Below are 19,096 nucleotides of genomic sequence, written 5' to 3' on the forward strand. Positions count from 1 at the left end.
GCTCAGGAACCGGCGAAGTAGGTGGCGGCCATGTCCTCGTCGCCGTGGCCCTGCGCCTCGGCGCGGCGGAAGCGCTCACCAGAGGCGGCCACGACGTCGAGCCGCACCCCGGCGGACTCGCCCGCCTCGACGATGAGGCGGGTGTCCTTCTCGGCGTTGCGCACCGAGAACGACGGCGTGAAGTCGCCCTCCAGGATGGCCTTCGACTTGGCCTGGAAGTACGGGCTGTCCATCGGCCCGCCGGAGATCACCTGTCTGACCAGGTCGGGGTCCAGCCCGAGCCCCTTGGCCAGGGCGAGCGCCTCGGCCACGACGGCGGTCATGGAGATGCCGACGCTGACCGTGGCCATCTTGAGCCTGGTGCCCGCGCCGTCCGCGCCGTCGCCGGAGAGCCAGAGCGTACGCTGCCCGACCGCGCCGAACACCGGCTCCAGGACCTGCCTGGCCGGCTCGGGACCGGCCGCGAGGATGACCAGCTTGCCCTGCTCGGCGGGCTGCCTGGTGCCCTGCACCGGCGCGTCGACGAACGTCAGACCGTGCCGCCCGGCCAGCGCCGCCAGCCGCCCGACGGCCGCGACGCCGACCGTGCTCATCTGCGCCCACACCTGACCGGCCCGCAGCCCGGGCGCGGCGGCGGTGACGGCCTCGTGCACCGCGTCGCCGTCGCTCAGCATGGTCACGATCACGTCGGCGCCCTCGACCGCCTCCGCCGGCGTCTCCGCCACCGTGGCGCCGTCCGCCTCCAGCGGCCTGGCCTTGTCGGGCGTGCGGTTCCACACCGTGACCCGCAGGCCGGCCCTGACGAGGTTGCGGGCCATGGGCAGCCCCATGAGCCCCGTTCCGAGAACTGCGACAGAAACCATGAGATCACCATACGATCACCCCCGGAGCCGGCTCGTGTGAGGATGGCGGTATGCGACCGTCCGTCATCATGGCCGTGCGGCACGGCGAGAGCGAGGCCAATCTCGCCCATCGGCTCGCGGGCGACCGGCCGCTGGTCTACGAGCGCGGCGACGACGAGGTGACGGTGACCGAGCTGGGGCGGGCCCAGGCGGCGGCGTTCGGGCGGCTGCTGGCGGCGCTGCCTCAGGGCGAGGCGCCCGAGCTGGTGTGCTGCTCGCCCTACCGGCGGGCACGCGACACGTGGCGGATCGCCCAGGAGACGTGGGGCGCGGAGCCGCTGCCCGTGGTCGTGGACGACCGGCTGAGGGACCAGGAGCAGGGCGCGTTCGCCGGGCGCAACCTGGCCGCGCTGCGCGAGCGGTTCCCTGACGAGCCGGCGCGACGGGAGGCCGCCGGAGCCTACGCCTTCCGCCCGCCCGGCGGGGAGTCACTCGCCGACGTGACGGTCAGGCTCCGCGCGTTCCTGGCCGATGACCTGGGCGGGCGCGCCGACGGGCGGCGGGTGCTGATCGTCGCGCACGACTCCGTGGTGCTGGGGCTGCGTCACGTGCTCGGCGGGCGGCCCGACACGGAGCTGTCGGCGGTGCTGGCGTTCGCGCCGGTGCTGAACGGGTCGGTGTCGGTGTGGCGGGCGGGCGAGCTGGTCCGCTTCAACGACGTCGCCCATCTCACGTCCTGACGACGAGGTCGGCGCGTTCCTTCGTACGGTCGGCCGCGAACCAGGCGCGTTCGGCCGCGAACCATTCGCGCCAGCGCGGCTCCAGCTCAGGCCCGTCGCGCTCCAGCACCCGCCGCAGCCGCTCGGCCTCGTCGGCCTCCATCCACACCGTGTACGCCAGCATCCCGGCCGCCGACGCCCGCGCCGTGCCGACCCCTTCGATCACCAGCACCGGCGCGGGCGGCACGGACACCTGCTCGGCATAGACCCCGCGCACCCAGTCGTACCTGCGGAAACCGCCCGGCAGGCCGCGCTGGAGCGGCCGCAGCACCTGCGACTCCAGCAGGTGGAACCAGCCGCCGGGTCCTTCCTCCCACGGCACGGGGAAGTCGTCGCTGCCGATCACCTGGCAGCCCAGCTCGCCCCCGAGCCGCCCCGCGTACGTCGTCTTGCCCGACCCGGCGGGCCCATCGACGGCGACCAGCCGCACGGGACCGCAGGACGGCGGCAGGGCGGCGATGCGGGCAGGCAGACCGATCATCGCACCCAGGGTAGAGGAAGGGGGGTGGACGCCTGCGAGAATGTTCATTCGCCCCATAACGCGCAATGGGAGGTTGGGATCGTGCTCGGACCCCTCGGTGGGCCTCTCGGTGGCATCGTCGTGCTCGATCTGTCCAGAGCGCTGGCGGGGCCGCACGCCGCGCAGCTGCTCGGCGACCTGGGCGCCCGGGTGATCAAGGTCGAGCATCCGGACGGCGGCGACGAGTCACGCGGGTGGGGCCCGCCCTTCGTCGGGCCGGATCACGACATATCCACGTACTTCCTGGCGGCCAACCGCAACAAGCAGTCCATCGCGGTCGACCTGAAGTCCGACGAGGGCAAAAAGCTCATCGAGCGGCTCGTCCGTCACAGCGACGTCCTGGTCGAGAACTTCCGCACCGGCGTACTCGACCGCCTCGGCTTCCCCGTCGAGCGGCTGCACGAGCTCAACCCCCGCCTGGTCGTCCTGTCGATCACCGGCTTCGGCCACGACGGCCCCGAGGGCGGCCGCCCTGGCTACGACCAGATCGCCCAGGGCGAGGCCGGCCTGATGTCGCTGACCGGCCCGTCGGCCGACGAGCCCTACCGCGTGGGCGCGTCCATCGCGGACCTGCTGGCCGGCATCCACGGCGCGTACGGTGTGGCCGCCGCGCTCTACGAGCGCGAGCGGACCGGCGCGGGCAGGGTCGTGCGCACCTCGCTGCTCGCCGCCGTCACCGGCGTGCACTCCTACCACGGCACCGCCTGGACGGTCGGCGGGAAGGTGGCCGCCCCCACGGGCAACCACCACTCCTCGATCACCCCGTACGGCGCCTTCCGCTGCGCCGACGGCATGCTGCAGATCGCCGCCGGCAACGAGGCCCACTGGCGCAAGGTCGCCGCGCTCCTCGGCATCGACGCCGAGCAGCCACGCTACGCCACCAACCGCGACCGGTTCCTGAACCGCGACGAGCTGATCGCCGACATGGAGAAGGCGCTGGCCGCCCACGACCGCGCCCACTGGCTGGCCGAGCTGAGCGCGGCCGGCGTGCCCGCGGGCGCGATCAGGACGCTCGACGAGGTCTACACGTGGGAGCAGACCCGTTCGCAGGGCCTGGTCGTCCAGGTCGATCACCCGGTGCTCGGCCCCATCGAGCTGCCGGGACCGCCGCTGCGCTTCGACGGCGAGCCCCCGATGACGCACACCGCACCGCCCGCGCTCGGCCAGGACGGCCCCGCCGTGCTGGCCTGGCTCGAGGAGCGCGAACGATGAGCGGCGTTCTGTGGCACCGGCTGTGGCACCGGCTGTGGCACCGGCTGTGGCACCGGCTGTGGCACCGGCGGGGGCGCTCGTGCGTCACCATTGCATCGTTGGCAGACATCTAGGGAGCGATAGTGAGCCGACCGGACGCGCGCACGCTGATTGACACGGTCCTCGACCGGGGGTCGTGGAAGTCATGGGATGCGCCGCCCGCCGATCCGGCCGAGCCCGGCTCCTCCTACGCCGACGAGCTGGCCGCGGCCCGGGTCAAGTCCGGCTACGACGAGGCCGTGATCACCGGCGAAGGACTGCTCGACGGCCGCAGGGTGGCGGTCGCGGCGTGCGAGTTCTCGTTCATGGCGGGCTCGATCGGGGTGGCCGCCGCCGAGCGTTTCGTGGCCGCCATCGAGCGGGCCACCCGCGAGCGGCTGCCGCTGCTGGCGGCGCCCGCCTCCGGCGGCACGCGCATGCAGGAGGGCGCGCTGGCGTTCGTCCAGATGGTGAAGATCACCGTGGCGATCCAGGCTCACCGCGCGGTCGGCCTGCCGTACGTCGTCTACCTGCGGCATCCGACGACCGGCGGGGTGTTCGCCTCGTGGGGGTCGCTCGGGCACGTCACGGCGGCCGAGCCGGGGGCGCTGATCGGGTTCCTCGGGCCGCGGGTGTTCGAGTCGCTGCACGGCTACCCCTTCCCCGAAGGGGTGCAGGTCGCCGAGAACCTCCACCGCAAGGGCCTGCTCGACGCCGTCGTCTCGGCGGAGGAGGCGCGGGAGGTGGCGATCAGGGCGCTGTCGGTGCTGGCCGACGACCGTACCGGCGTGGTGGCGGGCGAGCCGCCCGAGGAGGACCTGCGGCCGGTCGAGGCGTGGGAGGCCATCACCAGGTCACGGCGTGACGATCGTCCAGGCGTACGCGCGCTGCTCAAGCTCGCCGCCACCGACGTCACCCCGCTCAGCGGCACCGGCGAGGGCGAGAACGAGCCGGGGCTGCTGCTCGCGCTGGCCAGGTTCGGCACCGCGCCGGCCGTGGTGCTCGGCCAGGACCGCCGCTTCCAGCGCACCACCTCGCCGCTCGGCCCGGCCGGGCTGCGGGCGGCCAGGCGCGGCATGCGGCTGGCCGCCGAGCTGGGCCTGCCGCTCATCACCGTGATCGACACCGCGGGCGCCGACCTGTCGAAGACGGCCGAGGAGGGCGGGCTGGCCGCCGAGATCGCGCGCTGCCTGGCCGAGCTGGTCATGCTCGACGCGCCCACGGTCTGCCTGCTGCTCGGCGAGGGCGCCGGCGGGGCCGCGCTGGCGCTGCTGCCCGCCGACCGGGTGCTGTGCGCGCAGCACGCGTGGTTGTCGCCGCTGCCGCCCGAGGGCGCCTCCGCCATCCTCTACCGCTCGGTCGACTTCGCCCCGGAGATCGCCCAGGCGCAGCGCATCCGCGCCACCGACCTGCGCGGCGACGGCATCGTGGACCGGGTCGTGCCCGAGCTGCCCGACGCCGCGTACGAGCCGCGCCAGTTCTGTGAGCGGGTGGGGCGGGCGCTGGAGTATGAGATCGCCGGCCTGCTGCGGCTGAGCCCGGAGGAGCGGCTGGCCGCCCGCCACGCCCGCTACCGCAACCTCCGCTGACCCCGCGCTGACCGCCCGGCGTCAGGGCACCGGGATGCGCTCGACGCGGATGGAGAAGACCTCCTCGCGCGGCACCACGACCTCGTAGGCGCCGTGATCGACCATCCAGTAGCCCAGCGCCTCGGCCTTCATCCCGCTGTGGCCGGTGTAGGCGATGTGCAGGCCGTCGTCGTCCTCGTCGAGCACGATGCACGGCTCGCCGCCGAACGCGCCGACGGTGCGAATCAGCACCAGCCACTCCACCTTCGAGCGCGGCACCACCCGCCGCCAGTAGCCGGACGCGGGCTCGAAGCCCTCCAGCTCGGCCTCGCTGAACAGCACCACCTGGTCGCCGTCGGGGCCGAGCGCGGCGGGCAGCGTGTGCTCGCCGTAGCGGGCCACGAAGCCCGAGGCGATGGGCGTGATCTCGTCGCTCATGCGGCGCGCCGCCAGGTCAGCCCGTCGTAGTCGGCGAAGGGCCGCTCGCCCTCGACGGTCACGTGGACGATCTGCGCCCCGGCCGGGATCGGCATCGGGACGGTGTGGAACTGGGGCACGACGTGCTCGGACGACGTGGTGAACCCGTTGCCCGCGAACGGTGGCGCATCGCTCCAGTCGCCGCCCATGTGGGGCCCGTAGGGCACCGCGTAGGTGTCGACGTCGCGCGCGTGCCAGCGCATGACATAGAGCTCCGGCACCTCGGCGAACAGCTCCGAGCCGTCGAAGGACAGGTCGAGCCCGTAGAAGAGCGCCTCGGGAGTGGTCAGCCGGACGCAGTCCTGCACCCGGTAGACGTAGCCCGATATGACCGTGCGCTTGCCCGACAGATATGGCACGAGCAGACGCGGCGGGACGACCTTCTGCATCTGCGTTCCGCTCACGGGTCTACTTTACGATCGCTTGACCCCCGGATGGACCACTCCCCGATTACAGGACGCGATGTTCGAGGCAAGGGAGGGTGGCGCGGGCGGTCGCGGTCCACTCGTGGTCGATCTCGACCAGGCGGGTGGCAGGGCCGGTGCCGAGGTCGGCGCGCACCACGCCGAGCGGGTCGACCAGCATGCTGCGGCCCACGCCGTAGCCGTCGGACGACTCGGCCGGGTTGGGCGCCTGGCCGACGGCGGCGGTCCACATCGTGTTCTCCAGCGCGCGGGCCCTGACCAGGGTGATCCAGTGGTCTTCCTTGAGCGGCCCGGAACCCCAGGCGGCGATCACCGCGAACATCTCGGCGCCCTTGTCGACCAGCGCCCTGGCCAGCTCGGGGAAGCGCACGTCGTAGCAGGTGACGAGCCCCACCTTGAGCCCGGCCAGCTCGGTCACGACCGGCTCGGCACCCGGCTCGACCAGATCGGACTCCTTCGCGCCGAACGAGTCGAACAGATGGATCTTCCGGTACGCCGCCGTGATCGCCCCCTGCGCGTCGATGGCCACGGCCGTGTTGCGGACGCGGTCGCCGCCGGTCTCGAACGTGCCGGCGATCACCGCCAGCCCGTGGGCGCGCGCCGACTCGGCGAGACCCGTCACGAAGGGGCCGTCGAGCGGCTCGGCAAGACTCGTGATGCGCCGGCCGTAGCGGGTGAGCGTGGCCTCGGGGAAGATCGCCAGGTCGGCGCCTTCGGCGGCGGCCAGCGCCTCCCTGGCCCTCTTGAGATTGGTGGACGGGTCAGGGGAGACCGGGATCTGGCAGAGGGCGATGGTGGTCACGATTCGACTCTAGCCGGTTGGGCACGGGACGGAAGAAGGTCAGGCACCGCCAGACCCACTCCAGCGGGCCGTACCGGTATCGGCCCAGCCACCACCGGCTGACCAGCACCTGCACGACCAGCGTCACCGCCGTCAGCGCGAGCACCGACCAGCGGGTCGGGTCGGCGTTCAGCAGCGGCAGGGCCAGCACGATCACGGCGGTGCCGGTGACGTAGTTGGTCAGCGCCATCTTCCCGAGCGGCTCCAGCACCGCCGACAGGCGCGGGCGCAGCACGAGCAGCAGTCCCAGCGAGTACGCCGCCGCCCCCGTCACCGCCGCCAGGTTGTAGACCAGGCCGTCGCCGGTCATCCGCCCGGCCGCCGTCAGCAGCGCCGTCGCCAGTGCCGCGACCGCGAACCCCGGCAGCAGCAGCTCGCGCGGCGGCCGCAACCGCCACAGCGCCATGCCGAGCAGGAACAACCCGGGGATCAGCAGCACCCCGCCGCCCACCATCAGCCCCCAGACCGTGACGACCAGGCCGAGCAGCAGCACCGGCAGCCCGCCCGGCAGGAACGAGGCGGGCAGCAGCACCAGCGCCCCGAAGAAGGCGTAGTCGGTCAGCACCTCGCCCTCGTAGAAGGCGTGCTGCACCTTGCCGAGGCAGAACAGCCAGAACAACCGGCTGAGCAGCGCCCACCGGCTGTTGCCGCGCAGGAACAGCAGGAAGCTGATGCCGAACAGCATCGAGAAGATCGGGTAGAAGCGGCTCTGGAACAGCGTCTCGATCGTCCAGTCGAGTGGGACGCGCACCTGTTTGTCGGTGTGCTGCCACGTGTTGACCAGCATGATGCCGCCCACCGCGAAGCCGCGTAGGGCGTCGAGCTCACGGATGCGTGTCACAGGAACCAGGTGAACCACCATACGAGGAATACGCCTGAGATGGCGGCCGCGGTCGTCTGCGGCCACCTGCGGTTGTGCAAAAGTGCCGCCACGGTGAGCGCGGTGGAGACGACCGCGAGCGACGCGTACCACTCGGTGATCGCCGGCACGCCGACGGTCAGCGCGCCGCCGTGCTCCTTGGCGAGCTCGTAGACGGACTGGCCGGTCAGCCCCGCGAACGCCACCCCTGCCAGGCCGCCGTACGCCGGCAGCGCCCGGCCCTTGAGCGCGGCCGTGACGAGCTGGATCAGGCAGGCCAGCGCGAAGAGCCCGAACGGCGCGGCCAGCCAGGGAGTGTGCGCGATCGCGTACGGGGCCGCCGTCACGTGCAGCTCGACCGGCCGCGCTCCGGGGCAGGGACCGGCCGGCCTGAGGTCCGCCACGAACGCGGCGGCCGCGCGCCGGGCGCAGGCGTCCCCGGGGAAGGCGGCGGGCAGGACGTGGACGGGCGCCTCGGGCGCGGTGCTCGCCAGGGTGACGGGCTCCGGGGCCCTGGGCAGGTTCCAGGCGTCGCACACCGCCTGGTCGCCGCTGACCGTGAAGAGCGGCGACCCGGCCGGGGGAGGCGCGTCCTGGCAGCGTACGGCGTGGTACGGCCCCGACGCTCGCCCCGCCAGCTCCTCGCCCAGCCGCTCCACGAGCGGGCGCAGCAGCTCCTCGCGCCCCTCGGCCAGGGCGTCCACCAGCGAGGGCGTGCCCGCGTCCCGTGGCGCCGCGCCCAGCAGCGCGGTCAGGTCGTGGCCGCTCACCCGGGCCGCGAACTCCCTGCCGAGCAGCGGGTCGAGCGCCGTCACCCGGGCGGGCCGCGCGTTCAGCCGGGCGACCGCCCTCTCGTACGCGTCCCCCAGCCGGGCCGGCTCGGCCCCGGGGTCCTCGGGCGGCTCCTCCAGCACCACGGAGCGCGTCCCCGCCGGGTCGGCCGCGGCCACCGCCGCCATCACGCGCGCGGCGTGGCCGGCGCCGACGAGGTTCCATGCGTCGTACCCGAGCAGGCCGCGCAGCGCCACCACGTCGGCCACCATCTCGCCCGTCCGGTAGCCCCGCAGGTCCACGCCTTGGGCGGCGAGCCGGTCGCGGCAGCGTACGGCGGCGGCGCCCACGTCGGACGGCGGCACGCGCAACCGCCCGAGCAGCGCCTGCGCCGTCTCGGGGCAGGCCACGCCGGGCTGCGACGCCCCGCCGCCGCGCTGGTCGACCGCCACCACGTCACGCTCGGGGAACATCCCGGCCAGCTCTTTCATGAGCGGGATCGCCGGCGTGCCGCCCATGAACACCACCGGGTCGGGCCGCCGGCCGGGGGCGAGGGAGTGGCGCACCGCGTACGCGACCTGGATCGTGCGGCCGGGGGAGTCCCTGCGCTCGGGCACCTCCAGGAAGCCGCAGACCGTGCCGGCGGGCACGGGGACCCGGCAGGACCCGGGATCGGCCTGGTCCGGTGTCACGACGGGCGGCGCGGACAGGGCGAGGGCGAGCACGACCCGAATGAACACGGCACGAGACTAATAGTGTGGAGCCGTGACCGAACCACTTGTTGCCAGGATGCGCGCCTTCGGCACGACGATTTTCGCGGAGATGAGCGCGCTCGCCGTCCAGACCGGATCGATCAACCTCGGGCAGGGCTTCCCCGACACCGACGGCCCAGCGGCGATGCTCGACAGGGCGGTGCAGGCCATCGGGGCCGGCGCCAACCAATACCCGCCGGGGCCCGGCGTGCTGGAGCTGCGGCAGGCGGTCAGCGAGCACCGGGCGGCCCACTACGGGCTCGCGTACGACCCGGTCAGCGAGGTCCTGGTCACGGTGGGCGCCACGGAGGCGGTGGCGGCGAGCGTGCTCGCGCTCTGCGAGCCCGGCGACGAGGTGATCGCCTTCGAGCCCTACTACGACTCCTACGCCGCCTCGATCGCCCTGGCCCAGGCCAAGCTGGTGGCCGTCACCCTGCGCCCGGCCGAGGGCCGCTTCACCTTCGACCCCGACGAGCTGCGCGCCGCCGTCACGCCGCGCACCCGCGCGATCCTGGTCAACTCCCCGCACAACCCCACCGGCACCGTCTTCACCCGCGCCGAGCTCACCGCCATCGCCGAGCTGTGCCAGGAGCACGACCTCATCGCCGTCACCGACGAGGTCTACGAGCACCTCACGTTCGACGGGGTCGAGCACATCCCCATGGCGACGCTGCCCGGCATGCGCGAGCGCACGGTGATGATCTCCTCGGCGGGCAAGACGTTCTCGGTCACCGGCTGGAAGACCGGCTGGGTCTGCGCGCCGCCCGCCCTGGTCACGGCGGTCTCGACGGTCAAGCAGTTCCTCACGTTCACGGCGAGCGCGCCGTGGCAGCTCGCGGTCGCCTACGGGCTGCGGCACGAGATGGACTGGGTCTCTGCGCTCGCCTCCGGCCTCCAGGACAAGCGCGACCGGCTCATGGAGGGGCTGTCGGCGGCCGGGTTCTCCGTGCTGCGGCCGGCCGGCACCTACTTCGTCCAGACCGACATCAGGCCGCTGGGCTTCACCGACGGGCTCGAGCTGACCCGGCGCCTGCCCGAGCTGGCCGGCGTGGTCGCCATCCCCACCCAGGTCTTCTACGACCACCCCGAGCGCGGCCGCCACTTCGTGCGCTTCGCCTTCTGCAAGAAGGAAGAGGTGATCGACGAGGCGGTGGCCAGGCTCAAGCGGCTGTCCGCCTGAGCGGGTCACCACTCCCGGTAGAGCACCAGGTGCTCGTGGTAGAGCACGCCGTCGCGCACGTCGCCCGTCGCGGTGAAGCCCAGGTCGTCGAAATAGTCGATGTGGTCGCCCGTGACGGTGTACCTGCCGGTGTAGGCCTTGGGGCGGCCGTCGCGCTCCTCCTCGTACCGGCCGTCGGCCCGCAGCTCCTGGCGGATCCGCCCGTCGGCGGTCACCCACATGCCGACGTGCGGGTGCGGCGCCGTCGCGGTCGACTTACCGCGCGTCCCCGCGTCGGCGCAGGCCGCCATCGCGGTCATGACGCCCAGCGTGAGCAGCACTCTGCCGATCATGTACGCACTCCCTCGATCAGCGGAGACGGACCTCCCGCCCCCTGACCAGGGAGTCTGCCGGGGCGCGGCGGGCCGCACGAGAGGCGGGATCTTCCTGGGAGCGCCACACCCAGGCTCCGCTAGCGGCGGTGCGACGGCTCGCCGTCCAGCGGGGTCAGCGCCGCCGTGGCCTCCTCGTGCTCCATGCCCGTGGCCTGCAGCAGGTCCACCACCACCGAGCGCAGCTGGGCGATGATGACGTGCGCGGAGAAGCCCAGGCCGCGCGGGCGCTCCCTGGCGGCCACCGCGAGCAGCGCCTGGCGGGCCAGCGTCGGATCCCGTCCCGCGCCCAGCTCCAGCTGGAGCAGCAGCGCCGCCTCCGACACCTCGCGCATCGCCTCGGCCAGCGCCGCAGGGGGCGGGCTCGCCTCGCCGAGCGACGCCAGCGTGCGCCTGACCAGCACCCGGACGTTGCGCAGTGCGAGGTCGACCGGCACGGCCGCGGTCTCGTAGCGGGCCAGGCGGGCGCGGCGGTGCCAGTGCAGCGGGGAGATCATGGTGATCTCCTTGCTGGTCTCCAGCGCGGCCCCGAACTCCTCCACCGCGGCCTGCGTCTCACGCGCCTCCTCCAGCGCCTCGGCCGCCAGCTCCACGTCACGCTTCTCGATGGCCTCCGCGGCCCGCTCCATCACCGTGGACAGCGCGTCGAGCACCCCCGACAGGTGTTTCGCCGCGATCGAGAACGGGCTCGCGGGCAGCAACGCCACCGCCACGATGCCCACGATGCCGCCGGTGAGCGCGTCGGCCATCCGGTCGAGGCCGCCCACGTCCTCGCCCGGCACCAGCGTGGCCACCAGCACCGCCGACGAGCCCGCCTGGGCAACGAACAGCGCCCCGCTGTTCAGCAGCACCGCCACGGTCATCGCCAGCGCCACGACGAGCGCGAGCTGCCAGGCGCCGGAGCCGATCCAGGACACCAGCAGGTCGCCCACGCCGACGCCGAGGCTGACCCCGACGACCAGCTCGACCAGCCGGCGCAGGCGCTGGCCGAGGCCGACGCCGACGCAGATCAGCACGGAGATGGGGGCGAAGAAGGGGCGGGGGTGGCCGAGCAGCTCGATGGCGATGACCCAGGCGAGGGCCGAGCCGACCGCGCACTGCGCGATGGAGGGGGCTGTGAGGCCGAACGTGCCCAGCCGTTCCTTGACGAGATCGCTGAGCCGGGTGCGCACCCATCCTAGGATGGCGGATCTTTATGACAGTAAGGTCACGTTTGCCCCATGAAGCCCGCTTTTACCGAGGGTCTTCGTCGAGGAACGCGTCCACTATTCGCAGGAACTCCTGGCGCGCCGTCACGTGGATCAGGTGCCCCGCCTCGACCGTCACCAGCCGCGCTCCCGGGATGCGTCGCGCGATGTCCGCCGCGTCGAGCGGGCTGGCCGTCCCGCCCGACAGCACCAGCGCCGGCGTCCCGATCGCCGCGAGCCCCGCCGCCCAGGCCGGGTCGGGGTCGATGAGCTGGGCTTCCGTCTGGTGCATCATCCGCCAGTCGAAGCTCGCGGGGCCGTCCTCCACGATCGGCGGCCGCCCGGTGATCGCGTAGGCCTGCGGCGGGTCCTCCAGCACCAGCCGCGACACCAGGTCCGGCCGCGCGAGCGTCACCCGCGTCGCCACCAGCGCGCCCAGCGAGTGCCCTATCAGCTCCACGGGCCCGGTCCTCAGGTGGTCGAGCAGCGCGGCGACGTCGTCGGCCATCTCGTGCAGGGCGTACGCGCCCGGATGCTCGCTCTCGCCGTGCCCCCGCAGATCCGGCACGAGGACGTGGCGGCCCCTCCTGACGAAGTGCTGGGTGATGCCGTTCCAGTCGTTGTGGTCGGCGGTGCGGCCGTGCAGCAGCACGAGCGGCCGGTCGTCAGGGCCGCCCTCCTCCCGATAGCGGAGCCTGATGCCGTTGACGTGCGCGTCCCGAATCACATCCGGGACCCTACCGCCGCCACACGTTGACATCACCGCCGGTCTACGTGGGCAGACATTGACCATGAACCCCGCTGGCCGGCTCGGTAGCGTCAGCGGAAACCGGGCAGAGGAGGGCAACGCATGCCGGACCCGATCGAAGTGCGCAAGGTGCCGATCGAGAGCGTCACCGACGCCTCCGGCCTGTCACGTCTCATCGCCGACGGGGTGATCGAGGCCGAACGGGTGCTGGCCGTCATCGGCAAGACCGAGGGCAACGGCGGCGTCAACGACTACACCCGCATCCTCGCCGACCGCGCCTTCCGCCAGGTGCTCGCCGAGAACGGGCACCCGTCGCCGGAGAGCGTGCCGCTCGTGTGGTCCGGCGGCACCGACGGCATCCTCAGCCCCCACGCCACCATCTTCGCCACCACGGCCGACGCGCCGCCGTCCGACGAGCCGCGGCTGTCGGTCGGCGTCGCGATGAGCGAGGTCATCCTGCCCGAGGACATCGGGCGGCCGGCCATGGTGGAGAAGGTCGCGGCCGGCGTACGCGAGGCCATGAAGATCGCCGGCATCGACGACCCGCGCGACGTGCACTACGTCCAGACCAAGACGCCCCTGCTCACGCTCGCGACCATCACCGACGCCAAGAGCCGCGGCCAGGACACCGCCATCGAGGAGACCGGGCCCTCGATGGACCTGTCCAACTCCACCACCGCGCTCGGCATCGCGGTCGCGCTCGGCGAGATCGAGATGCCGAGCGCCGACCAGATCCACAAGGACCTGTCCCTGTACTCGTCGGTGGCCTCCTGCTCGTCCGGCGTCGAGCTGGACCGGGCCCAGATCGTGCTGGTCGGCAACGTACGCGGGATCGGCGGGCGCTACCGCATCGGCCACAGCGTCATGAAGGACGCGCTCGACGCCGACGGCATCTGGGAGGCCATCAAGGACGCCGGCATCCCGCTCCCCGACCGCCCCCACCCGTCGGACCTCGGGGGACGATTGGTCAACGTCTTCATGAAATGCGAGGCCGATCCCTCGGGCCGCGTCCGCGGCCGCCGCAACATCATGCTGGACGACTCCGACGTCCACTGGCACCGCCAGATCAAGGCCGCGGTGGGCGGCGTAGCCGCCTCGGTGACGGGCGACCCGGCCGTCTTCGTCTCGGTGGCCGCCGTCCACCAGGGCCCGTCGGGCGGCGGCCCCGTCGCCGCCATCGCCGACCTCGGTTAGCGCCTCAGACCGGTTTCCGGCCCCGTCACGTGCTTCGGCGCGGCCGGATCCCCGGATGGCCCGGTGCGTTCGGACGGGCCCGGTGCAGTCGTCGGACGGGACGGAGTGGGTGGCGGATAGGCTCGGGCGTTGTGCCGAACATCCCGCAGCCACTCGACCCGCAAGACGACGGCTCCGCCGCACCGGCCGTGGCCGCGGCCCTGGCCGCCTACGAGGCGGGCACGGCAGGCCCCGCCGAGGTGCTCAACGTGCTCGGCGCGGCACGCCTGCTGGTGCCCGTGGTCGCCCTGCTGACCGAGACCGAGGTCGGCGCCCACGGGCTGCGGCAGGAGAAGGAGAGCGAGATGGCGCTGCCCAAGCTCGTCGGCCAGGACGGCAGGCAGGCGGTGCTCGCGTTCACCGGCACGGAGTCGCTGGCGCGGTGGCGCCCCGACGCCCGCCCCATCCAGGCCACCACGCTCCAGGTGTGCAGGGCAGCCGTCCAGGAGCAGGCGGCGGCGGTCGTGGTGGACGTGGCGGGCCCGGTGCAGTTCGTGATCGAGGGCGACGTGCTGGCCGCCCTGGCCGCCGTCGAATCCGGCACAGTGGACCGACTGACCGGCGTAACGGTCGCCAAGGTGACCCCCGCGCAGCCCAAGCCCAAACGCCGCTGGTTCTCCAGAAAGCCCAGCTGACCACCCAACCAGCCCGGACCGTGCCTGTGCGTCGGTCCCCTCTCGCGCCCGCGCGGCGGCGTCATACCGGTTGTGCGTATCGGCACTCCTCGCGCGGAGGAGCGGGTTAGGTTCTGCGGCATGTTCGGGATCATGGCGGTGGCAGGGCTGGTCTGCGGGGCTCGGATCAGAGCGCTCGCGGGGTCCTACGACGACGGACCGACGTGGGCGCCGGCCCCGGGGGCGGTCGAGCTGACCTGTGCCGCCGTGGTGGCCGTGATCGCGTGGCGGGCGGGGCCGGCGTACGCGTGTTTCGCCGTCATCGGCACCGCGCTGGCGGTGATCGACTGGCGGACCAGCACGTTGCCCGACGCCATCACGCTGCCCGCGTACCCGATCATGGCGCTCGCGCTCCTGCCGACCGGCGAGCTGGCGGGCGCGCTGGCAGGAGGGGCGGCGCTCATCGCGGTCTACGGCGTGTTGTGGCTGGTCAGGCCGGATGCGATGGGGTTCGGGGACGTGAAGCTGGCCGGGCTCATCGGCATGGCGTGCGGCACATTGGGCTGGGAGGCGGTCGCCGCCGCCGCGCTCGCCGGGCAGGCGCTCGGCGCCCTGTACGCCCTCGTCCTGCTGCTGACCGGTCGCGGCACCAGGCACACCCAGTTCCCGTTCGGCCCCTTCATGCTGCTCGGCGCGTTCACGACACTCTGTCTCGCTGGGTGAGCGGAGGGACATCCCACTCGGCGGCACGTGGAAGACTTGTACGCATGTTGCGCTGGTTGACCGCCGGAGAGTCCCACGGGCCCGAACTCGTCGCCGTCCTCGAGGGCCTGCCGGCCGGGGTCGAGGTGACCACGGCCGCCATCGACGAGGCCCTGCGCCGCCGCAGGCTCGGTTATGGCCGCGGCGCGCGGATGAAGTTCGAGCAGGACCAGGTCACGATCGTCGGCGGCGTACGCCACGGGCGCACCATGGGCAGCCCGGTCGCCATCCGCGTCGGCAACACCGAGTGGCCGAAGTGGGAAAAGGTCATGGCGGCCGACCCGGTCGACCCGGCCGAGCTCGAGGGCCTGGCGCGCAACGCGCCGAGGTCCCGCCCGCGCCCCGGCCACGCCGACCTGGCCGGCATGCAGAAATACGGCTTCGACGACGCCCGCAACGTCCTCGACAGGGCCAGCGCCCGCGAGACCGCGGCCCGCGTCGCGCTGGGCGAGGTCGCGCGGCGCTTTCTCAAGCAGGCGCTCGGCGTCGACATCGTCAGCCACGTCACCGAGATCGGCGGCGCCCGCACCCCGGCCGAGACGCTGCCCGGCCCGGGCGACCTCGGCAGGATCGACGACGACCCGGTCAGGTGCGCCGACTCCGAGGGCAGCGCCGCGATGGTCGCCGTCATCGACAAGGCACACAAAGAGGGCGACACCCTCGGCGGCGTCGTCGAGGTCCTCGCCTACGGCCTGCCGCCCGGCCTCGGCAGCTACACCCACTGGGACCGCAGGCTCGACTCCCGGCTGGCGGGCGCGCTCATGGGCATCCAAGCGATCAAGGGCGTCGCGGTCGGCGACGGCTTCGAGACCGCCCGCAGGCCGGGCTCCCGCGCCCACGACGAGATCGAATACACCACAGCAGACGGCGTGCGCCGCATCACCAACCGGGCGGGCGGCGTCGAGGGCGGCATGACCAACGGCGAGATCCTGCGGGTCAGCGCCGCCATGAAACCCATCTCCACGGTGCCGCGGGCGCTGGCCACGATCGACGTCAAGACCGGCGAGGCGGCCAAGGCCCACCACGAGCGCTCCGACGTGTGCGCCGTGCCCGCGGCCGGCATCGTGGCCGAGGCGATGGTCGCGCTGGTGCTGGCCGACGCGGCGATCGAGAAGTTCGGCGGCGACTCCGTGGAGGAAGTCGCCCGCAACCTGTCCGGCTACCTCTCTTCCATGGTGATCAAATGACAGCCAAGGCCGTGCTCATCGGGCCGCCCGGATCCGGCAAGACCACGCTCGGGCGGCTGCTCGCCGAGCGGCTCGGCGTCGGGTTCCGCGACACCGACTCCGACGTCGAGGCGGTGGCGGGCAAGCCCGTCTCCGACATCTTCGTCGAGGACGGCGAGGAGCGCTTCCGCGAGCTCGAACACGAGGCCGTGCGCCGCGCCCTCGCCGAGCACGACGGCGTCCTGTCGCTCGGCGGCGGCGCCGTGCTGCACGAGGAGACGCAGGCCCTGCTCGACGGCCAGCCCGTCGTCTACCTCCAGGTCGGGCTGACCGACGCGGTCCAGCGGGTCGGCCTGGCCAGCGCCCGCCCGCTGCTGGTGCTCAACCCGCGCAGCCGCCTCAAGGCGCTGATGGAGGAGCGGCGGCCCATCTACGAGCGGCTGGCCATGATGACCGTGGTGACCGACAAGCGCGAGCCGGAAGAGCTGGCCGACGAGATCGTGAAGGGGCTGCCCGGGTGAGCGCCACCAGGATCCACGTACGCGGCGACAGCCCCTATGACGTCGTGGTCGGCACCGGTGTCCTGGCCGAGCTGGTCACGCTGCTCAAGCCCGGCGTGCGCACGGTCGCGGTCATCGCTCCCGAGACGCTGCCCGAGATCACCAGGCCCGTCCGCGAGGCGCTGGCCGCGGCCGGCTACGAGGTGGCCGAGCTGACCGTGCCCGACGGCGAGCAGTGCAAGGCCGTCGAGGTGGCCGCGCGGCTCTGGTCCGAGCTGGGCCGCCACGGCGTGACCCGCTCCGACGCCGTGGTGGGCGTCGGCGGCGGCGCGACCACCGACCTCGCCGGGTTCGTGGCGGCCACGTGGCTGCGCGGCGTCCAGGTCGTGCTCGTGCCCACCACGCTGCTCGCCATGGTCGACGCCGCCGTCGGCGGCAAGAACGGCATCGACACCGCCGAGGGGAAGAACCTCGTCGGCACCTTCCTGCCGCCCGCCGGCGTGCTGTGCGAGCTGTCCACGCTGGCCGGGCTGCCCAAGGCCGACTACGTCGCGGGCCTGGCCGAGATCATCAAGGGCGGCTTCATCGCCGACCCCGAGATCCTGCGGCTGGTCGAGTCCGACCCCGAGGCCGCCACCCGTCCCGACGGCCCCCACACCTGTGAGCTGATCGAGCGCAAGATCCGGGTCAAGGCCGACGTCGTGGGCGCCGACCTGCGCGAGGCCGGCCTGCGCGAGATCCTCAACTACGGCCACACGCTCGCCCACGCCATCGAGCGCGACGAGCGCTACACGATCCGCCACGGCGAGGCGGTCGCCGTCGGCATGGTCTACGCCGCCGAGCTGTCCAGGCTGTCCGGCCGCGCCGACCTCGTCGCCCGCACCCGCGCCATCCTCACCGCCGTGGGCCTGCCGATCACCCACCGCGCCGACGCCTGGCCGCGGCTGCGCGACCACATGCGGCTCGACAAGAAGAACCGCGGCGCCAAGCAGCGGTTCGTCGTGCTCGACGACCTCGCCAGGCCGGGCCGCCTCGAAGATCCGGCGGAAGAGCTGCTCGAAGCCGCCTACAAGGAGATCTCCGCATGATCCTCGTCCTCAACGGCCCCAACCTGGGCCGGCTCGGCGTGCGCGAGCCCGACGTCTACGGCGCCGACACCCTGGACGACCTCGCCGCCCTCTGCCGCGACACCGGCCGCAAGCTCGGCCACCACGTCGAGGTGCGCCAGACCGACGACGAGGCCGAGATGATCGGCTGGATCCACGAGGCGTGCGACGGACGCATCCCCGTCGTGCTCAACCCCGCCGCCTTCACCCACTACTCCTACGCGCTCAAGGACGCCATCGCCCAGCGCACCGCCCCGCTCGTCGAGGTCCACATCTCCAATCCCGCGGCGAGGGAAGAGTTTCGCCATACCTCCGTCGTGGCCGGGGTGGCGACGGGCACGATCGCCGGCTTCGGACTACAGTCATACGTCCTTGCGCTGCACGCTATCGCGGAGATGATCACCACCTCATGAGGCACTACAAGTCCTTCGTCGCGCTCGGCGACAGCTTCACAGAAGGACTGAACGATCCCGGTCCGGACGGGCACTACCGTGGCTGGGCCGACCGGGTGGCCGAGCGGCTCGCCGCCGACGACCCCTCCTTCCGCTACGCCAACCTGGCCGTGCGCGGCAAGCTGCTCGACCAGGTCGTGGCCGAGCAGGTGCCGCTGGCCGTCGAGATGGCGCCCGACCTGGTCAGCTTCTGCGCGGGGGGCAACGACCTGCTCAGGCCGGGCAGCGATCCCGACGTCATGGCCAAGACCCTCGCGCGGGCCGTACGCGACCTGCGCTCCGGCGGGGCCGACGTGCTGCTGTTCACCGGGGTCGACCCGCGTGACACGCCCATCATGCGGCGGATGCGCGGCAAGTTCGCCATCTACTACCTGCACCTGCGCTCCATCGCCGACCTCTACGGCTGCCGGCTCGTCGACCAGTGGTCGATGCAGGGGCTGCGCGACTGGCGGGCCTGGAGCGCCGACCGGCTGCACATGAACGAGGACGGTCACCGGCTGGTGGCCGCCCGGGTGCTCGACGTGCTGGGCGTGCCGTTCGATGACTGGCGCAAGGAGTGGCCCGCCCGCACCGTCGATCCCCGCTCCCGGCGTCGCGAGGACGCCCAGTGGATGCGGGAGCACCTGGTGCCGTGGGTCTCCCGCCGCCTGCGCGGCGTCTCTTCGGGCGACGGCCTCACCGCGAAACGCCCCGACCTCGCCCCCTGGGCCTGA

The 19,096-nt window shown here is 73.0% G+C and carries 22 protein-coding genes; 12 read left to right on the forward strand and 10 right to left on the reverse strand.

The window, feature by feature from the left end:
- Positions 1–2: 2 nt before the first annotated feature.
- Positions 3–863, reverse strand: a complete 861-nt coding sequence (locus tag AB0K28_RS02125; protein WP_364363992.1) for an NAD(P)-dependent oxidoreductase — start codon at positions 861–863, stop codon at positions 3–5.
- Positions 864–913: 50 nt separating this feature from the next.
- On the opposite strand from AB0K28_RS02125, the gene AB0K28_RS02130 reads away from it, so the two are divergent.
- Entirely contained in the window at positions 914–1,582 is a 669-nt protein-coding gene (locus AB0K28_RS02130; protein ID WP_364363995.1) for a histidine phosphatase family protein, read from the forward strand.
- Here AB0K28_RS02130 and AB0K28_RS02135 read toward each other — a convergent pair.
- Positions 1,572–2,102 carry a hypothetical protein gene (locus AB0K28_RS02135; RefSeq protein ID WP_345387144.1) on the reverse strand — a complete coding sequence of 177 codons (531 nt, stop codon included), beginning with the start codon at positions 2,100–2,102 and terminating at the stop codon, positions 1,572–1,574. The genes AB0K28_RS02130 and AB0K28_RS02135 overlap by 11 nt on opposite strands.
- An 81-nt stretch (positions 2,103–2,183) precedes the next feature.
- Here AB0K28_RS02135 and AB0K28_RS02140 point away from each other — a divergent pair, with 81 nt between their 5' ends.
- Positions 2,184–3,353 (forward strand): CoA transferase, encoded by a 1,170-nt coding sequence (locus AB0K28_RS02140; RefSeq protein WP_364363998.1) that lies wholly within the window; start codon positions 2,184–2,186, stop codon positions 3,351–3,353.
- A 122-nt stretch (positions 3,354–3,475) separates the two neighbouring features.
- Positions 3,476–4,960: a carboxyl transferase domain-containing protein gene (locus AB0K28_RS02145; RefSeq protein WP_364364001.1), complete on the forward strand. Its 1,485-nt coding sequence runs from the start codon at positions 3,476–3,478 to the stop codon at positions 4,958–4,960.
- Positions 4,961–4,981: 21 nt separating this feature from the next.
- On the opposite strand, the gene AB0K28_RS02150 is transcribed toward AB0K28_RS02145, so the two are convergent.
- The 5 genes from AB0K28_RS02150 to AB0K28_RS02170 are packed head-to-tail and all read right to left on the reverse strand — an operon-like array spanning position 4,982 to position 9,052.
- The gene (locus tag AB0K28_RS02150; RefSeq protein WP_345387142.1) at positions 4,982–5,377 is read right to left on the reverse strand and encodes a hypothetical protein; all 396 of its coding nucleotides are present in this window, start codon (positions 5,375–5,377) and stop codon (positions 4,982–4,984) included.
- Positions 5,374–5,820: a hypothetical protein gene (locus AB0K28_RS02155; protein ID WP_345387140.1), complete on the reverse strand. Its 447-nt coding sequence runs from the start codon at positions 5,818–5,820 to the stop codon at positions 5,374–5,376. Before AB0K28_RS02155 ends, AB0K28_RS02150 begins: the two co-directional genes overlap by 4 nt.
- Before the next feature lie 46 nt (positions 5,821–5,866).
- Positions 5,867–6,643, reverse strand: a complete 777-nt coding sequence (locus tag AB0K28_RS02160) for a carbon-nitrogen hydrolase family protein (RefSeq protein WP_345387138.1) — start codon at positions 6,641–6,643, stop codon at positions 5,867–5,869.
- Positions 6,603–7,523 (reverse strand): DUF418 domain-containing protein, encoded by a 921-nt coding sequence (locus tag AB0K28_RS02165; protein ID WP_364364006.1) that lies wholly within the window; start codon positions 7,521–7,523, stop codon positions 6,603–6,605. Before AB0K28_RS02165 ends, AB0K28_RS02160 begins: the two co-directional genes overlap by 41 nt.
- Complete coding sequence (locus AB0K28_RS02170) at positions 7,520–9,052, reverse strand: alpha/beta fold hydrolase (RefSeq protein ID WP_364364009.1); 1,533 nt, start codon at positions 9,050–9,052, stop codon at positions 7,520–7,522. Before AB0K28_RS02170 ends, AB0K28_RS02165 begins: the two co-directional genes overlap by 4 nt.
- 25 nt (positions 9,053–9,077) lie before the next feature.
- Here AB0K28_RS02170 and AB0K28_RS02175 point away from each other — a divergent pair, with 25 nt between their 5' ends.
- A complete protein-coding gene (locus tag AB0K28_RS02175; protein ID WP_364364012.1) occupies positions 9,078–10,244 on the forward strand; it encodes a pyridoxal phosphate-dependent aminotransferase in 1,167 nt (388 codons plus the stop codon).
- A gap of 5 nt (positions 10,245–10,249) precedes the next feature.
- Here AB0K28_RS02175 and AB0K28_RS02180 read toward each other — a convergent pair whose 3' ends face one another.
- From AB0K28_RS02180 to AB0K28_RS02190, 3 genes are all read right to left on the reverse strand, one after another.
- The gene (locus tag AB0K28_RS02180; RefSeq protein WP_345387125.1) at positions 10,250–10,576 is read right to left on the reverse strand and encodes an Atu4866 domain-containing protein; all 327 of its coding nucleotides are present in this window, start codon (positions 10,574–10,576) and stop codon (positions 10,250–10,252) included.
- 119 nt (positions 10,577–10,695) lie between these two features.
- A complete protein-coding gene (locus tag AB0K28_RS02185) occupies positions 10,696–11,787 on the reverse strand; it encodes an FUSC family protein (protein WP_364364015.1) in 1,092 nt (363 codons plus the stop codon).
- 61 nt (positions 11,788–11,848) lie between these two features.
- Positions 11,849–12,529 carry an alpha/beta fold hydrolase gene (locus tag AB0K28_RS02190; protein ID WP_364364018.1) on the reverse strand — a complete coding sequence of 227 codons (681 nt, stop codon included), beginning with the start codon at positions 12,527–12,529 and terminating at the stop codon, positions 11,849–11,851.
- Between the two features lie 123 nt (positions 12,530–12,652).
- On the opposite strand from AB0K28_RS02190, the gene AB0K28_RS02195 reads away from it, so the two are divergent.
- From AB0K28_RS02195 to AB0K28_RS02230, 8 genes are all read left to right on the forward strand, one after another.
- The gene (locus AB0K28_RS02195) at positions 12,653–13,744 is read left to right on the forward strand and encodes a ring-opening amidohydrolase (RefSeq protein WP_364364021.1); all 1,092 of its coding nucleotides are present in this window, start codon (positions 12,653–12,655) and stop codon (positions 13,742–13,744) included.
- A gap of 131 nt (positions 13,745–13,875) precedes the next feature.
- Positions 13,876–14,418, forward strand: a complete 543-nt coding sequence (locus AB0K28_RS02200; RefSeq protein ID WP_345387113.1) for an SseB family protein — start codon at positions 13,876–13,878, stop codon at positions 14,416–14,418.
- 120 nt (positions 14,419–14,538) lie between these two features.
- A complete protein-coding gene (locus tag AB0K28_RS02205) occupies positions 14,539–15,120 on the forward strand; it encodes an A24 family peptidase (RefSeq protein ID WP_345387111.1) in 582 nt (193 codons plus the stop codon).
- A 44-nt stretch (positions 15,121–15,164) separates the two neighbouring features.
- Positions 15,165–16,346, forward strand: coding sequence for a chorismate synthase (gene aroC, locus AB0K28_RS02210; RefSeq protein ID WP_364364025.1), 1,182 nt, complete (start codon positions 15,165–15,167; stop codon positions 16,344–16,346).
- Positions 16,343–16,846, forward strand: a complete 504-nt coding sequence (locus tag AB0K28_RS02215; protein ID WP_345387109.1) for a shikimate kinase — start codon at positions 16,343–16,345, stop codon at positions 16,844–16,846. The genes aroC and AB0K28_RS02215 overlap by 4 nt, the downstream gene beginning before the upstream one ends.
- Positions 16,843–17,913 (forward strand): 3-dehydroquinate synthase, encoded by a 1,071-nt coding sequence (gene aroB, locus AB0K28_RS02220; RefSeq protein ID WP_364364028.1) that lies wholly within the window; start codon positions 16,843–16,845, stop codon positions 17,911–17,913. The genes AB0K28_RS02215 and aroB overlap by 4 nt, the downstream gene beginning before the upstream one ends.
- On the forward strand, positions 17,910–18,344 hold the full coding sequence (aroQ, locus tag AB0K28_RS02225; RefSeq protein WP_345387107.1) for a type II 3-dehydroquinate dehydratase: 435 nt from the start codon (positions 17,910–17,912) through the stop codon (positions 18,342–18,344). The genes aroB and aroQ overlap by 4 nt, the downstream gene beginning before the upstream one ends.
- Complete coding sequence (locus AB0K28_RS02230; protein WP_345387105.1) at positions 18,341–19,096, forward strand: SGNH/GDSL hydrolase family protein; 756 nt, start codon at positions 18,341–18,343, stop codon at positions 19,094–19,096. The genes aroQ and AB0K28_RS02230 overlap by 4 nt, the downstream gene beginning before the upstream one ends.

The sequence above is a fragment of the Nonomuraea sp. NPDC049504 genome (assembly GCF_040676845.1).
GTDB lineage: Bacteria > Actinomycetota > Actinomycetes > Streptosporangiales > Streptosporangiaceae > Nonomuraea > Nonomuraea salmonea.